This is a genomic window from Kitasatospora sp. NPDC002543, from assembly GCF_053594915.1.
This window is the reverse complement of sequence record NZ_JBSFWR010000009.1, coordinates 14,683-29,023: the sequence shown is the minus strand read 5'-3', so window position 1 is coordinate 29,023 and position 14,341 is coordinate 14,683. Positions and strand designations below refer to the sequence as shown.

Sequence of the window (14,341 nt, the reverse complement as noted above, 5' to 3'; positions counted from 1 at the left end):
GCCCCTGCGCCAACAGCGGAGCAAGCGAGTGCATCCGGACCCCTGATCGGGGCCCGGATGCGGACGCCCCCGCCCAGGAGGGCGCGGGCGAGGCGGTGTTGCCGAGCGCGAGGGCGCGCCCGGCAACACCGCAGGACCACCGCGAGGGCGCGGCAATCCAGGAGAAAACCACCGCCGCCAGCGCTGCCGCCGTCCACCCTGCTGACCGTGCCGACGCGCGCCGCAAGCCCAAGCGCCGCCGCCGTGACGACGAGAACCCGAAGCACACCAAGGTCTCGTTCCGCGTCAGCCCCGCAGCGAAGACCGAGATCGAGAGCCGGGCGCAGGCGGCAGGACTGACCGTCGCGCACTACCTGTTCCGCAAGGCCTTCTCCGAAGACGGCGCCGGCCTCGGCGGACGGGACGCGAGCCTGGACGCGGCCGTCGACGAACTCAGGGCGACCCGCCGCCAGCAGGCCGGCGCGATGAACAACCTCAACCAGCTCACCCACGCCTACCACTCGGGCGCCAGCGTGCAGCCCGCCGCGGTCCGGGACGCCGCCACCGCCGTCCAAGGCGCCTTCGAGGCGGGGCTGCGGGCCGTCGCCGGAGTCGACTCCGCCGCGATGCGGCTGGCGAAGGCGAAGCGCGGTTGATCAGCAAGGCCGTCCATGGCAACAACACCCTCGGCGCGCTCCGCTACCTGTTCGGGCCCGGCAAGGCGAACGAGCACACCGACCCGCACATCGTCGCCTCGTGGGACGGATTCGTTCCTGACCCCGGCCGCGACCCGGCAGCCACCCTCGAACAGCTCCGGGACGTCCTCGACCTCCACGTCGTCCAGTACGGAAGGAAGATCAACAACCACGTCTACCACCGCATGATCCGCGCCGACCCCGATGACCGCATCCTCGGAGACGAGGACTGGGCGGCCATCGCCCGCCGGGTCATGTCCGCCGCCGGCATCGCCCCGGACGGTGACGAGGACGCCTGCCGCTGGGTCGCCGTGCGCCACGCCGACGACCACGTCCACATCCTCGCCACCGTCGTGCGGGCCGACCTCACCCAGGCCCGCCTGCGAGGCGACCAGTACCGCGTCGAAGCCGAACTCACCAGGATCGAACGTGAGTACAAGCTCGCCGACCTTTCCGACACCCGCACCCGCGAGTACCGGGATGCGATCCCCAGGCGTGCCAAGGGCTCCGAACTGCGCAAGGCTCAGCGCCTCGGCCGGGAAGGTACCGACCGCGACCGCCTGCGTGTCGCCGTCCGCCAGGCCCTGGCCGGGGCTGCGGACGAGGAGGAGTTCACCGCCCGGCTCGCCGCGAAGGGTGTGCTCCTCGGCGTGCGCCGCGCGCCGTCCGGCGACGTGACCGGTTACAAGTTCGCGCTCTCCAACGGCGACGGGGGCGGGCCGGTCTGGTTCTCCGGCAGCAAGCTCGCCGCCGACCTCACCCAACCCCAGATCCAGGCGCGCTTCGGCCTCGGCGTCGACCAGCCCACCCACCCCGCACCCGATCCACGCGCTCGGCCCGCCGTCGGCCGTCACCGCGCCAGCACCACCGTCGAACGCGCCTACCCGGCGTTCGACGACGACCAGGACGCCGCCCGCGCGGAGGCAGTGATCCGCGGCGGCCTCGAAGTCCTCGACGCGCTCGCCACCACCAGCCCGACCCTCAGCAGGAAGGAGATCCACCAGGCCGCACGGGCCCTGGAGTACACCCGCATCGCCCACACCCGCGCCGCCGGCGCCGACCTGCGCGCGATGCGCTCCGCCGCCCGCGAACTCCTCCACGCCGGACCCACCACCAGCCGCGGCGAGGACGGCACGGCCGCCGCCACGATCCTGACCAGCCTCGTCCTGCTCGCGATCGTGATCGCCAAGTGGCACGCCGCCCAAGGCCACCGCCACCAGGCCGACGCCGCCCGCACGGCGGCGGGACACCTGCGCGCCGCCTACTCCCGGCACGCGGCCAAGCCGCTCGCCCACCTCGACCTCGAAGGCCGGCACCTGCCCGGTGCCGTTCGGGACCGGCAGGAAGCAGCCCTCCGCCGCGTCCTGCCCGCCGACCAGGCCACCCGCCTGCTCACCGAGGACGGCTGGGCCGCGCTCGCCGCCACCCTCGCCGAAGCCGAAGCAGCAGGCCACGACCCCACCACCCTGCTCACCCAGGCCGCCGGACGGCGCGAACTCGCCACCGCCGACTCACCCGCCGCGGTCCTCACCTGGCGCATCCGCCGCAGTGCCCGCCTTCCCACACCCGCGCAGACCGTGACCCAGGAGGAACCGCGCACCGCTGCGGCCCGCTCCAGGAGCACCACCGGCCGCCCCACCGCTCCTGCGGTGACGGTGACCGTGCAGCCGCCCGGGCCGCCGGCGCCGCCCGCCCCTGGTACGGGACGCCCCAGGCGGTAACCGTCCGGCTCATGCCGGGCCCTTGACTGTCGCCGCACCGGCCAACCCGCACCTCTACCCCTTCAAGGAGTCATGTGAAGGTCCACCCCCTCACCGCCACGTTCCCGACCATGAGCGAGGACGAACTGCTCGACCTCGCCCAGGGCATCAAGGAGGACGGCCAGTACGAGCCGATCCTGCTCGACGCCGACGGCGTCCTGCTGGACGGCCGCAACCGCCTCGCCGCCTGCAGGCTCGCCGGCGTCGAACCCCGCTTCACCACATACAAGGGCGATGCCCCCGCCGTCGACGTGGCCTGGTCGCTCAACGCCCGACGCCGCAACCTCACCCAGGGCCAGCGCGCCATGATCATCGCCAAGGAGCGTTCAGCTTCGAAATCTTCCGCGCGAGCCGACGCCGCCACCTACGGCATCGGCCCCGCCCGCGTCTCCCTTGCCACCACGGTGATCAAGTACGCCCCAAGCCTCGTCCGTCCGGTGATCACCGGGGCGATGGGTCTGGACGCCGCCTACGAGCAGGCCCGCAAGAACAAGGCCGACGCCAAGGCCAAGCAGGCCCAGTGCGACCTTCTCCGCGACCAGGCCCCCGACCTCGCCACACGCGTCACCGAGGGCGACCTCGACCTGCCCGCGGCGCTCACTCAACTCGAGCGCCGCCAGGAGGAGGACCGGCTGCGCGCGCAGGTCGAGCAGGCCGACGCCGTCCGCACCGCCGACGGCGACACCCAGCCGGCCTTCGCCCAGCTGGTCGACGACGGCGTCATCGACTGGCCCGAGGCCGCCCAGCGCGCCGACCACTTCCACACCCAGCGCCAAGACGCCATTCAGCACTCCCAGCAGGCACTCCACCTGATCGCCGACCACTGGGCCACCATCCGCAACCTCGCCCTCCGGCCCGACAGCGCCTTCACCCGCGAGATCCTCGACGGCCTGGTGCCCGAGGCACAGGCCCTCGCCGAGCACCTCCTCGCCCGCGAATCCAGCCTGCTCACCGGTCGAGGCTGACCCGCCGCCCAGCACGAGGCTTTTCCCGGAAAATCCGCAGTAGTTTTCCGGGGAAAGCCACCTCGGATTTCCGAGAAAGGACGGTCTAGGCGACCCTCAACCGGCTTGCCGCGCAGCCGTGATGTCGATTCGATGTCGTTCTCCGGCGACCGGGAACCGTCCGGCTACTGGTCGGCTTGTGGTGCTTGCATCCGAATCGAAGGGCACCGCACTTGACCAATCCCGCCGACGCCGGCCGCAACGTCGTCCTCGCCGTTCCCCACCCCGGACCCCTCAACCCCCACGGCATCACCATCACCTGCGCCATGTGCGACGCCTCCCGCGACTGGCTGCTGATCCGCGTACGGCCCGACCTGGTCTTCGTCCGGTGCCGCTGCACCCACGAATGGCGCGAGCACGACCTCGGCGCCGCCGACGTCACTACCGCTCGCGGCTCCGGTGGAGACGAACGGGAGTGGGAGTCGTTCGAGCAGATGTACCGGGGACTCGGTTTCGACGGGCTGCTCGCCGGCACAGTGTGGAACCTGAGCTGACCGGCAACGGGGCCGCCACCGACCGGTGGCGGCTCTCCTCTCCCGGAGGGGGAGTTTCGAGACGTCAACTTCCCTGCTGCCATTGGCAGCAGAGTGTGATCGTGATCGCTCGCGATCCTTCGATCTTTCGGCCGTGCGTGTGCTACGTTCCGTAGTCCAACCGAAAATAGGCGACCCCGGCGGTGCTCGTAACACCCCGGGGTCCGGCACCAGGAGCGTCAACTCCCGATGCGAATCCATCGTAGCGCCCATGCGCGCAACTTCACCGTGCTGCCCAACGCCGTCCTGCAGTACCGACGGCTCTCCTACACCGCCCGCGGCCTGCTCGCGGACCTCCTCTCCCGCCCCGACGGCTGGCGCGAGGACGGCCGGCACATGGCCGACACCAGCCCCCAGGGACGCGGCGCGATCCGCAAAGCCCTGAAAGAGCTGGCCGAGGCAGGCTTCTATCGGGTCGAGAAGATCCGCATGCCGGACGGCACGATCATCACCGAGACCCACGTCTACGACACCCCGCAGCTCACGGTGCTGCCGAGTGCCACCCATCCGGTCTCCGGTGAAGCGACCACCGGCGGTCCTGACGCCCTTCCAAAGGAGCTGGTGAAAGAACCCTCCCTCCCCGCCGAGCAGATCATCGAGCCGATTCTCGCCGACGAGCCGCAGGCGAGGGCGGGAGGGCGGGAGGAAGACTCCGAGGAGAAGACCGACGAGCCGCTCGACGAGGCGGTCGCCACGCTGTTCCGGGTGATCCGCCCCGAGCCGCGCCTGCGGCTCGGCCAGGCCGAAGCCGAGGACCTCGCGCCCCTCGTCGCGCAGTGGCTGGAGCGAGGCGCGACCCACGCAGACCTCGCGCAGGCCCTTCTGCCGGGCCTTCCTGCCCCGATGCACTCGGCGGTCGCGGTGCTCCGCTACCGCCTGGAGCGCAAGATGCCGCCCGTCCAGCCCGTCGTACGGCCCGCAGCGGCCCGGTACGCCGAGTGCGCCAAGTGCCACGACCCGGTGCCCCAGCCGGGGATCTGCCGGGCGTGCGCGGGCCTCGGAGAGCGCATGTCTGCTGTCGGGGGAGGCGAAGCGGTAGCCCGTGGTGGAGCGGCCCGCGCCAGGGCGGCCCTGCGCGCCGCGCGGCCAGCCGGGCTGGGCTTCGGCAGCCTGGTCCCGACCGGCTGACTGACACGTCCGCCCGACAGCAGCACTACCGGGGGATCAGCGGCCAGCTCGAACGACGATGGCGGCCTGGGCGCCTGGCCGCTGGCCGGGGTTCTCGGCCCTGCGGGGTGGGCTGTGCCGGACAGGACGGCTCGTCGTTGAGCAGGATCGAGCGCCAGACCCGTTCCTGGAGTTCGCGGATGCAGGGCCCGCAGGCGTACATGGGCGCCTGGGCGCCGGCGACGTGAGCGGGGCCGATCCACAGGACGCGGGTCCACTGCTGGCCGCAGTAGAGCCAGCAGAAGCCGTCGACCCAGGCGTTGCCGTCGTCGGTCGCCGGCGGGTCGGGCACGTCGCCGCGGGCGAACCCGGCGATGCCGGGGATCACGATGTGCGGCTCGGGCAGCATGGGATCACCTTCCCGGGCTGTGCCCGCCATCGGACTCAGCGGCTCCGTCCGCTTCCAGCCCGTCGATCGGTGCCCACTCGTGGTCCAGGATCGAGTAGGTGATCGAGTCACGCCAGGCGCCGTGGACGAAGACGTGGTCGCGGATCCGGCCGTCCTCGGTCAACCCAGCCCGGAGCAGGGTGCGTTCGGAGGCCTCGTTGAGCGGTGATCGGGCGGCCCAGATGCGGTGCAGGCCGAGGGTGTTGAAGCCGAGGGCGCACAGCAGGTGAACGGTCTCCGTGCCGAGGCCCTTGCCCCACGCGGCCGGGTGGAGGGCGAAGCCGATGGTGGCGGCCTGCTGCGGCTCGGTGGCCAGGCGCGCGTAGCCGATCAGCTGGTGCTCACCGCGTCGGGTCACGGCCAGGCAGTACTCAGTACGCGGGGTGGCGTGCGCGGAGTCGATGGAGCGGGCGGTGATCGCTTCGACCTGCTCGCGGGTGCGGGGTTCGAAGCTGAGGTGCCGGGTGGCCTCGGGGTCACCGTAGATCGCCAGGAGGTCGTCGGTGTCCTCGGGTTCGACTTCGCGCAGTGCCAGGTTGGGGCCGGTCAGGCGGAGTGGGGTCATGGCTGCGGAGCCTATCCGCGGGGTCACCGGACGAGGGCCGAGGTGGGGGTGGCGGTGAAGGCCTCGATCTCCTGGCGCAGACCGGCCGCCGCGCCGCCGCTGCTGCGACGGCCGGCGCCGTGCAGGGCGGCGTGGACGCGTTGGGCGCTGCTGACGATGCCGAAGTTCCGTTGTTTGACGGGGAGGTCGAGCACGGGGCGGACGGCTTCGGCGGCGCCCTCGATCTCGCCGCGGGCGATGCGGGCGAGGGCGAGGTCGGTCTGGGCGCCGGCCTGGTCGCCGAAGGCCCACTCGTCCTCGGTGGCGTCGCGGTAGGCGGAGACGGCGGCTTCGGACTGGCTCTCGCCGAGGGCCGCGTCTTCGCCGAGCTGCACGGTGGCCTCGGCGACGTAGTAGAGCTGGCGGGGCAGCGGGAAGGTCATGATGCCGCCGAAGGCGTCGAGGTCGTCGGGTTCGACGGTCGCGCGGGCCTCCTCGACCTGCCGGATGGCGGTGCGGGTGGCCTCGCCGTTGCCGAGGAGGGAGTGGGCGCGGGCTGAGAGGCAGGCCAGCCAGACGCTGGTGGTGCCGCGGACGTCGCCGACGGCGCCCTGTCCGAGGGCGGCGTAGTCGGCGGCCTCTCCGGGGCGGCCGGCCCAGTAGGAGATCAGAGACTGGAGCGAGCGGACCCAGGCGCGCATGGCGTGGTGGTCGGCGTTGTCGGCGCAGACGAAGGCGGTGCGGGCCTGCATCATGGCGGCGCTCGGATTGCCCAGGTCGTGGCTGGCCTTGGCGAGCATGCCGGAGGTGATCCCGGCGAGCAGGTACAGCTCTCGGGCCTGCGACGGCTTGACCCGTCCGTGCTCCAGCAACTGGAAGGTGAGGTCCTGGACCTCGACCAGGTCGCCGAGCAGGGTCGGCAGTGCCAGCTTCGGGTAGGCGGCGGTCAGCCGCCGTACCTCGTCGTTGATCTGGCCCAGGGTCTCCGAGCCGATGCTGCTGCCCTCCGCCATTGCGGTGAATCGAAGCGCACGACGAGCTGCCATCGTGACCTGCCTTTCCAATTCCGTGGTGCCCGCGTCGAAGCGGGGCTTGCTGCTGAACGGGCCACCGACAGGCAGTGCCGCTGCCTGCTCGGGTGGGAGGAGGACAGGGGCCGGCCGTGGTGGCGGAACGGCGAACGAGGCGGTGGTGGCGGGCACGGATACAGGGCCGGCCGGTGCGGGCGCGAGGAGGTGGTCCACGCCGACGCCGAACATGGCCTCCAGCACCCGGCACTGGTCCGGGTAGGGGCGGGTCTTCACCGCGCCGCCGTACCAGCGCTCGAACTGCCGCTTGGAGACCGACAGACCTCGGAGCCGAGGGTCGCGCTCCTGCTCGGCGGCCGAGTTCGCCGTCGCCTCGAACCGGAGGCGGAAGGTCTCGTAGACCTGCCAGTGTCGCTGAAGCGTCAAAACCCTGAGGAGTGTGGGAGTTTCAGCCACCGCGGATCATCTCCGTCCCCGTTCGTCTGTTCTGACGATAGCCATGGTCGCTCGACAGGAAACCCGTTCGAGGTCGTCCCGGCCCAGATGACGGCGGCCGTGACGGCAGTCATGACGCGTACCGACATGGTTCGCCTTTCGGGACGGCGGGACGGTGACGGCAGCCGCGTCGTATCGGTGCCGCACCCGGCGCCGCCATCCTGAACGCCACCTCGCTGTCCGTGCATCACCGACAGCGAAGCGTGAGATCAAGGGCGCTGGGATCCGCGCCTGATCGACCCCATCCAGCACCACGTGCATTCCGGTTCGCCATGCCGCGAGCCGGCAACGGGAGGGAACCGATGGACAGCACCCTGACCGCTCTGGCCGGGCAGATCGCCCAGCTGGACGCCGTGGACTCCGCCCACCTGGAGTGGATGCGCCACGAAGCCCTGACCGCTCAGGCCCCCTGGAAGGCGGAGTACGGCGCCTACCAGTCCGGCGGCTGGTGGACCACCTCGCTGATGAACGCCTCCGGCGACGCCGCCGACGTGACGATCGGCGACTGCGCCGCCCGGCCTACCGACCTGCTGGGCCGGATGCCGGCCACCGCCGCGTTCCTGGCCGACCTCGGCCTGGACTTCATGTGGGTGCGGCTCGCCCGGCTGGAGGGCAACGCCTTCCTCTGGGAGCACCGCGACTACGACGACCTCGACCAGGTCGAACGGCACCGGCTGCACATCCCGCTGCACACCAACAGGTCCGCCTTCCTCGTCACCGGCGGCACCAAGGTGCACATGACGGGCGGGCGGATCTGGCGGCTGACGCCGACGTACGCCCACGGGGTGTGCAACCTGCTCGGCCCGGACCGGATCCACCTGATCGCCGACGTGTACGCCGACGACGCCTACCGCCACCTGGCCCGCCGTCCCGCGCTCAGCCCGGTGGTCGCGGAGCCGCTGCCCGCCGCCGATCAGACGGTCCTCGCCGTGCGGCTGGAGAGCGCCCGCAACATGGCCACCCTCGGCTACACGGAGGCGGCCGAGCGGATGCTGCTGCGGCTCTTCTACACCTACGCCCTGCCGGAAGGCACGGTCTACGACCTGATCGCCGAACTGCACACCTCCCTCGGCGACATGGAGGCCGCGACCCGCTGGGACACCGCCAAACGCCGCCTCCTCGCCATCCCCGCCTGATCCCAGCCCGCACCCACGCCCGGAAGGAAGAAGCGCATGCCCACCCTGCAACTGGCGGCGATCACCCAGGCCAACCGGCCCGCGCAGCTGCCGCTGCTGTCGAAGCTCGCCGACATCCTGGCCACTTCCCCGGCGGTGACCCACCTGATGGTCCGCGGGTCGCTGGCCCACGGCACCGCCGACCGCCTGTCCGACGTCGACTTCGTCGCCGGCGTCCACGACGCCCGGTTCCCGTCGTTCGTCGAGGCCCTGGATACCCTGATGCCGGTCGAGGCCGGCGCCCTGCTGCCCGGCTGGCGCGACACCATCGTCGCCGACCTCGGCGGCGTCGGGATGGTCTTCCTCGTCCCGGACGAGGGCAAGCTCCACCAGATCGACCTCTACGTCGCACCGGCCTCCCGGATTCCGCGGCTGCAGGAGACGGTCAGCACCGCCGTCCTCCTCGACCGTCGGCCCGGACCGGTCGCCGCGCCGGACGTCGCGGCGGCCGAGAGCTTCGCCGCCGCCTTCCTCGCCCGGCCGCGCTCCTGCGCCGAGTTGCTGATCGAACACCTGGTGCTGGCCGTTCTCCTGCACAAGCGGATCAAGCGCGGCCAGCGGTTCGTGGCGTACTCCGAGTGGCACCGGCTGCACACGGCCACGAAGGACCTGATCAAGACCGCCCTGGCCCCCGCCTCGCGGTTCTGGGGCTGGTACCAGCTGCGCGAGGAGATCGCCGTCACCCCGATCGGCCGCGCCTGCCTGGGCGACCTGGACGCCGCGATCAGCGGCCCGGCCATCCCGGAGGCGGCCGACGTCACCAAGGCGATCGAGCGGGTGCTCGCCCTGGCCGAGCGGGCCTGCCCGCAGGCGCTCGACGGCCTGCACGACGCCGTCGCCGCCTACCGCACCTACCAGGAGCTGGTGTGAACGCACTCCACCTCGCGGGCCCGGCCGCCAGCCGGGCCCGCGAGGGCCTGACCGCCGTCTTCTTCGGCGGCGTCGTCCCCGCCTCCGCCCAGGAGGAGACGTTGGCTGAGGAGATCGGCCGGGCCCTCGCCCAGGCCGGCTACCAGCTCCTGCACGGCGGCTACAACGGGCTCATGGAGGCCGCCGCCCGCGGAGCCGGAGGCCAGGGAGCCACGGTCACCGCCGTCACCCTGACCGGCAAGCACGACGAGTGGGGCGCGTTCAACCCCCACACCACCCTGTCCGTCCACCTGCCCGACCCCGGCGCCCGCCTCAACCACTACCTGGAGAACGCCGACCTGGTCGTCGCCATGGGCGGCGGAGTCGGCACCCTCCACGAGCTGACCGCCGCCCTCTACTACGCGACCACCATCCGGCCCGTGCCGGTCTGTATCGCGGGCGCGTCGGCCCTGCGCCTGCTCGCCTTCCTGCGCGAGGAGCGGTGGCTGTACGAGACCCCGACCCGGCCGCTCGGCTTCCTCACCACCGCCGAGTCCGCCGACGCCTTCCGCGCCCACCTCGCCTCGCTCGACACCACCCCGATCGGAGGAGCATGACCACCCGCACCCCGTCGGCCGGCCTCGCCGCCCGGCTCGCCGAAACCGCGTGCGTCAACGCCCCGTTCAAGCTCGCCGACGGCGGCCGGCTCGACGCGTACTTCGACGAGTACCGGCTCGCCTCCGACCCCGCGCTCCTGCGCGACACCGCCACCGCCATGGCCGACCTCGTCCCCGACGACGCCCAGGTGCTCGCCGGCATCGAACTCGGCGGCGTCCCCCTCGTCGTGGCGCTGTCCGCCGCCACCGGCCTGCCCGCCGTCTTCGTGCGCCGCAAGCCCAAGGGCTACGGGTCGTTCCACCAGGTCGAAGGCCTTCCCATCGACGGCCGCCGCATCGTCCTGGTCGACGACGTGGTCCGCTCCGGCGGCCAACTGCTCCACATGGCACGCATCCTGCGGATGGTGGGCGGACCGGTCACCCACGCGCTGTGTGTCCTGGAGCGCCCGCTCGGCGGCCGGACGCTGCTGGCCGAGCACCGCGTCACGCTGCGCTCGCTGTTCACCGAGGCCGACCTGCCGGCGCCCCGGGCGGGCGGTGCCGCGTGAAGCGGGCCGTGCTCTTCGACCTCGACGGCGTCCTCGTCGACAGCCGGGACGCCCAACTCGCCACCCTGGCCGGCTATGCGACCGTGGCCCTCGGCAAGCGAGTGACCGTCGCCGATCTCCCGCCCGCCGCCGCGACCACCCCGCGCGAGTACGTCCTGTCCGACCTCGGACTGGACGGATCGATCAACGAGGAAGGCTGGGCCGCGGCGAGCGCCACGGCCACCCTGACCGCCGAGGTGTTCCCATACGTCGCCGAGACCCTCGCCGCGCTCCGCGAGGCCGGAGTCGGCACCGGCATCGTCACCTTGCGAAGCCGCGAACGGGTCAACTGGCTGCTGCCGCAGGACACCCTCGACCAGCTGGACACGGTCGTCTGCTACGAGGACGCCCAGCCCAAACCCGCCCCCGACGGCGTCCTGCTCGCCCTCGACCGGCTCGACGTCACCCCGAGAGCGGGCATCTTCGTCGGCGACACCGAGACCGACATCCACGCCGCCCACGCCGCGGGCGTCACCGCCGTCGGCGCCGGCTGGGGCTTCGCCGGCCCCGAAGCCCTCACCCGGGCCGGAGCCCACCTCGTGATGCCCCGCGCCGACCGTGCCGCCTTCGTTCTGCCCCTCCTTGTGGGCATCGGCCGACAGGAGGACAACTCCAAGCGATCTTGACTCCGGAGCCGCTACTGTTGGTGGCGCAGTCGCAGCGCACCGTTGCGTCCGTTGTCGGCTGCGTCACCTCAGAGCGACGGATACCGGAGTCATGGTCTACACCGTGGGGGCGCGAGCTATCTGCGCCGAGCTGGAGAACTGAGAACCACTCAGTCCTCGTTCTCGGCCCGGCTCGGCGTGTGATCACCCCCCCACCTCTCCGCGACTCTTCCGTGAGGGCCCTACCGCCATGCGCTCGACGCAGATCCGCTCCACCTTCCTGGACTTCTTCACCTCACGCGGCCACCGCCACGTCCCGTCCAGCCCGCTCATCCCCTCCGACCCGACCCTGTTGCTGGCCAACGCCGGCATGAACCAGTTCAAGCCCTACTTCCTGGGCGAGGTCACCCCGGAGTACCCCCGCGCCACCACCATCCAGAAGTGCGCCCGCACCTCCGACATCGACAACGTCGGCCGCACCAACCGGCACGCCACGTTCTTCGAGATGATGGGCAACTTCTCCTTCGGTGACTACTTCAAGGCCGATGCCATCGCCTACGCCTGGGAACTCCTCACCCAGGGCTACAACCTGGAGAAGGACCGCCTCTGGATCACCGTCCACCAGAGCGACGACGAGGCCGAACAGCTCTGGCACAAGATCGGCGTCCCCGCCGAACGCATCCAGCGCCTCGGCGCGGACAACTTCTGGGACATGGGCGTCCCCGGCCCCTGCGGTCCCTGCTCCGAAGTCAACTACGACCGGGGCCCGGCCTTCGGACGCGAAGGCGGACCGGCCGTCGACGGCGAACGGTACGTCGAGATCTGGAACCTCGTCTTCATGCAGTCCATGCGCGGCGAGGACGACGACAACGGCACCTTCCCGATCCTCGGCGACCTCGCCCAGCAGAGCATCGACACCGGCCTCGGCCTCGACCGCCTCGCCGCGATCCTCCAGGACGTCGAGAACGTCTGCAGCACCGACCTCCTCCTGCCCACCCTGACCACCGTCCAGGAACTCGCCGGCCGTGACTACCCGGGCAGCGGTTCCGGTGGCGAGGAGAAGGTCTCCTTCCAGGTCGTCTCCGAGCACGCCCGCTCCATCGCCTACCTCATCGCGGACGGCGTGCTGCCCGCCAAGGACGGCCGCGGCTACGTCCTGCGCCGTCTGATGCGCCGGGCGATCCGGCACGCCCGCATGCTCGGCATCGACCAGCCCGTCCTCGCCCCGGCCACCGCCAGCGTCATCGCCAACCTCGGCGACGTCTGGCCCGAACTCACCGGCCAGGCCAGCCTCATCGAGCAGGTCGTCACCGCCGAGGAAGAATCCTTCACCCGCACCCTCACCCAGGGCACCCGGCTGCTGAACGCCGCCATCACCCGCAGCCGCGACAGCCGCTCCACCACCCTCACCGGGGACACCGCCTTCGAACTGCACGACACCTACGGCTTCCCCGTCGAGCTGACCATCGAGGCCGCCCGCGACGCCGGGCTGGCCGTTGACGAGGACCGCTTCACCGCCCTGCTCGCCGAACAGCAGAAGCGCGCCAAGGCCGGCGGCAAGGCCAAGACCGCCGAGGCCCTGCGCCACCAGGACGCCTACCGCGAACTATCCTCCCGCCACGGCCGCACCGACTTCACCGGCTACGACCGCCTCGACACCGAAGCCACCGTCCTCGGCCTCATCTCCGACGGCACCGTCGTGCCCGGCGCCGACCAGGGCAGCACGCTCGAACTGGTCCTGGACCGCAGCCCGTTCTACGCCGAGTCCGGCGGTCAGGTCGGCGACACCGGCACCATCCGTACCACCGGCGGCGCGCTCCTGGAGGTCCTGGACACCAGGCTCGGCCTGGAGGGCTTCCACGTCCACACCGTCCGCATCCTCGACGGCGAGATCCGCAGCGGCGAGCAGGCCGAAGCCCTCGTCGACGGCCCGCGCCGGGACGCCGTCGCCCGCTCCCACTCCGCCACCCACGTCCTGCACGCCATGCTCCGCCGCACCCTCGGCGACCACGCCCGCCAGCACGGCTCCCTCGTCGACGCCGGCCGCCTGCGCTTCGACTTCGCCCACTTCTCCGCGCTCGACCCCACCCAGCTCGCCGCCATCCAGGCCCTCGTCAACGACCACCTCCTCGACGACCCCGAAGTCCGCATCTGGCACGCCACCCGCTCCGAGGCCGAGGCCGCCGGAGCAACCGCCCTCTTCGGCGAGAAGTACGGCGACCACGTCCGCATCGTCGACATCGGCGACTTCTCCCGCGAACTCTGCGGCGGCACCCACGTCCCCCACGGCTCCAACGCCGGCCCCGTCCGCATCCTCGGCGAAGCCTCCATCGGCTCCAACCTCCGCCGCATCGAAGCCCTCACCGGCCGCGACGCCCTCACCTACCACGACACCGAACGCCGCCTCCTCGAAGAACTCTCCACCCTCCTCGGCACCCGCCCCCAGGACGCCCCCGACACCCTCCGCAAGCGCCTCGACGCCCTCACCACCGCCCAACAGGAACTCGCCCGCCTCCGCGACGCCGAGCTCCACACCCGCGCCCAGCAGCTCGCTACCTCTGCCCGCACTGTTCCCGGTGGCCGGATCGTCGCCGAGAAGGTCACTGGTCTCGGCCCCGACGAACTCCGCGCGCTTGCCACCAACATCGCCGACCTCATGGGCGACGACCACGCCGTCGTCGTCCTCGGCACCGAGCACGGCGGCAAGGCCCTCCTCGCCGCCGCCATCACCCGCAGCCTTCTCACTGCTGGCACTCAGGCCAGTCAGCTTCTCGCCTCCGCCGCCCGCACCGTCGGCGGCGGAGCCGGTGGCAAGGGCCCAGTTGCCAGTGCCGGCGGACGCCGCCCCGAGGCCCTCGATGAGGCCCTCACCATCGCCGCGCAGGACGCTGCGCGAGCCCTCGACCAGTAGCGTC

At 71.9% G+C, this 14,341-nt stretch carries 14 protein-coding genes; 11 read left to right on the top strand and 3 right to left on the bottom strand.

What is annotated here, in order from left to right:
• Positions 1-98: 98 nt before the first annotated feature.
• From ACWD4P_RS06415 to ACWD4P_RS06395, 5 genes are all read left to right on the top strand, one after another.
• Positions 99-635, top strand: a complete 537-nt coding sequence (locus ACWD4P_RS06415; RefSeq protein ID WP_449778782.1) for a plasmid mobilization protein — start codon at positions 99-101, stop codon at positions 633-635.
• Entirely contained in the window at positions 632-2,395 is a 1,764-nt protein-coding gene (locus ACWD4P_RS06410) for a relaxase/mobilization nuclease domain-containing protein (protein WP_449778781.1), read from the top strand. The genes ACWD4P_RS06415 and ACWD4P_RS06410 overlap by 4 nt, the downstream gene beginning before the upstream one ends.
• 74 nt (positions 2,396-2,469) lie before the next feature.
• Entirely contained in the window at positions 2,470-3,399 is a 930-nt protein-coding gene (locus ACWD4P_RS06405) for a hypothetical protein (RefSeq protein ID WP_449778780.1), read from the top strand.
• Between the two features lie 212 nt (positions 3,400-3,611).
• Complete coding sequence (locus tag ACWD4P_RS06400; RefSeq protein ID WP_449778779.1) at positions 3,612-3,932, top strand: hypothetical protein; 321 nt, start codon at positions 3,612-3,614, stop codon at positions 3,930-3,932.
• 228 nt (positions 3,933-4,160) lie between these two features.
• Entirely contained in the window at positions 4,161-5,099 is a 939-nt protein-coding gene (locus tag ACWD4P_RS06395) for a hypothetical protein (RefSeq protein WP_449778778.1), read from the top strand.
• Between the two features lie 25 nt (positions 5,100-5,124).
• On the opposite strand, the gene ACWD4P_RS06390 is transcribed toward ACWD4P_RS06395, so the two are convergent.
• From ACWD4P_RS06390 to ACWD4P_RS06380, 3 genes are read right to left on the bottom strand one after another with little or no spacing between them, the layout of a single operon-like run.
• A complete protein-coding gene (locus ACWD4P_RS06390) occupies positions 5,125-5,487 on the bottom strand; it encodes a hypothetical protein (protein WP_449778777.1) in 363 nt (120 codons plus the stop codon).
• 4 nt (positions 5,488-5,491) lie between these two features.
• Complete coding sequence (locus ACWD4P_RS06385) at positions 5,492-6,091, bottom strand: GNAT family N-acetyltransferase (RefSeq protein WP_449778776.1); 600 nt, start codon at positions 6,089-6,091, stop codon at positions 5,492-5,494.
• Positions 6,092-6,114: 23 nt separating this feature from the next.
• Positions 6,115-7,524, bottom strand: a complete 1,410-nt coding sequence (locus ACWD4P_RS06380) for a hypothetical protein (RefSeq protein ID WP_449778775.1) — start codon at positions 7,522-7,524, stop codon at positions 6,115-6,117.
• A gap of 371 nt (positions 7,525-7,895) precedes the next feature.
• Between ACWD4P_RS06380 and ACWD4P_RS06375 the strand changes: the two genes are divergently transcribed.
• From ACWD4P_RS06375 to alaS, 6 genes are all read left to right on the top strand, one after another.
• On the top strand, positions 7,896-8,729 hold the full coding sequence (locus ACWD4P_RS06375; RefSeq protein WP_449778774.1) for an aspartyl/asparaginyl beta-hydroxylase domain-containing protein: 834 nt from the start codon (positions 7,896-7,898) through the stop codon (positions 8,727-8,729).
• Between the two features lie 36 nt (positions 8,730-8,765).
• Positions 8,766-9,638 carry a nucleotidyltransferase domain-containing protein gene (locus ACWD4P_RS06370; RefSeq protein ID WP_449778773.1) on the top strand — a complete coding sequence of 291 codons (873 nt, stop codon included), beginning with the start codon at positions 8,766-8,768 and terminating at the stop codon, positions 9,636-9,638.
• Complete coding sequence (locus ACWD4P_RS06365; protein ID WP_259316763.1) at positions 9,635-10,234, top strand: SLOG cluster 4 domain-containing protein; 600 nt, start codon at positions 9,635-9,637, stop codon at positions 10,232-10,234. Before ACWD4P_RS06370 ends, ACWD4P_RS06365 begins: the two co-directional genes overlap by 4 nt.
• Positions 10,231-10,782: an orotate phosphoribosyltransferase gene (locus tag ACWD4P_RS06360; protein WP_449778772.1), complete on the top strand. Its 552-nt coding sequence runs from the start codon at positions 10,231-10,233 to the stop codon at positions 10,780-10,782. The genes ACWD4P_RS06365 and ACWD4P_RS06360 overlap by 4 nt, the downstream gene beginning before the upstream one ends.
• Positions 10,779-11,447: an HAD family hydrolase gene (locus ACWD4P_RS06355; protein ID WP_449778771.1), complete on the top strand. Its 669-nt coding sequence runs from the start codon at positions 10,779-10,781 to the stop codon at positions 11,445-11,447. Before ACWD4P_RS06360 ends, ACWD4P_RS06355 begins: the two co-directional genes overlap by 4 nt.
• 229 nt (positions 11,448-11,676) lie before the next feature.
• Entirely contained in the window at positions 11,677-14,337 is a 2,661-nt protein-coding gene (gene alaS / locus ACWD4P_RS06350) for an alanine--tRNA ligase (protein ID WP_449778770.1), read from the top strand.
• The last annotated feature ends 4 nt before the right edge of the window (positions 14,338-14,341 follow it).

What these genes read in the sequence shown, in the direction of transcription:
- ACWD4P_RS06395 (WP_449778778.1), top strand. Translation starts at nt 4,161, where the DNA reads ATGCGAATCCATCGTAGCGCCCATGCGCGCAACTTCACCGTGCTGCCC.
- ACWD4P_RS06375 (WP_449778774.1), top strand. Translation starts at nt 7,896, where the DNA reads ATGGACAGCACCCTGACCGCTCTGGCCGGGCAGATCGCCCAGCTGGAC.
- ACWD4P_RS06385 (WP_449778776.1), bottom strand. Translation starts at nt 6,091, where the DNA reads ATGACCCCACTCCGCCTGACCGGCCCCAACCTGGCACTGCGCGAAGTC.
- ACWD4P_RS06370 (WP_449778773.1), top strand. Translation starts at nt 8,766, where the DNA reads ATGCCCACCCTGCAACTGGCGGCGATCACCCAGGCCAACCGGCCCGCG.
- ACWD4P_RS06360 (WP_449778772.1), top strand. Translation starts at nt 10,231, where the DNA reads ATGACCACCCGCACCCCGTCGGCCGGCCTCGCCGCCCGGCTCGCCGAA.
- alaS (WP_449778770.1), top strand. Translation starts at nt 11,677, where the DNA reads ATGCGCTCGACGCAGATCCGCTCCACCTTCCTGGACTTCTTCACCTCA.
- ACWD4P_RS06390 (WP_449778777.1), bottom strand. Translation starts at nt 5,487, where the DNA reads ATGCTGCCCGAGCCGCACATCGTGATCCCCGGCATCGCCGGGTTCGCC.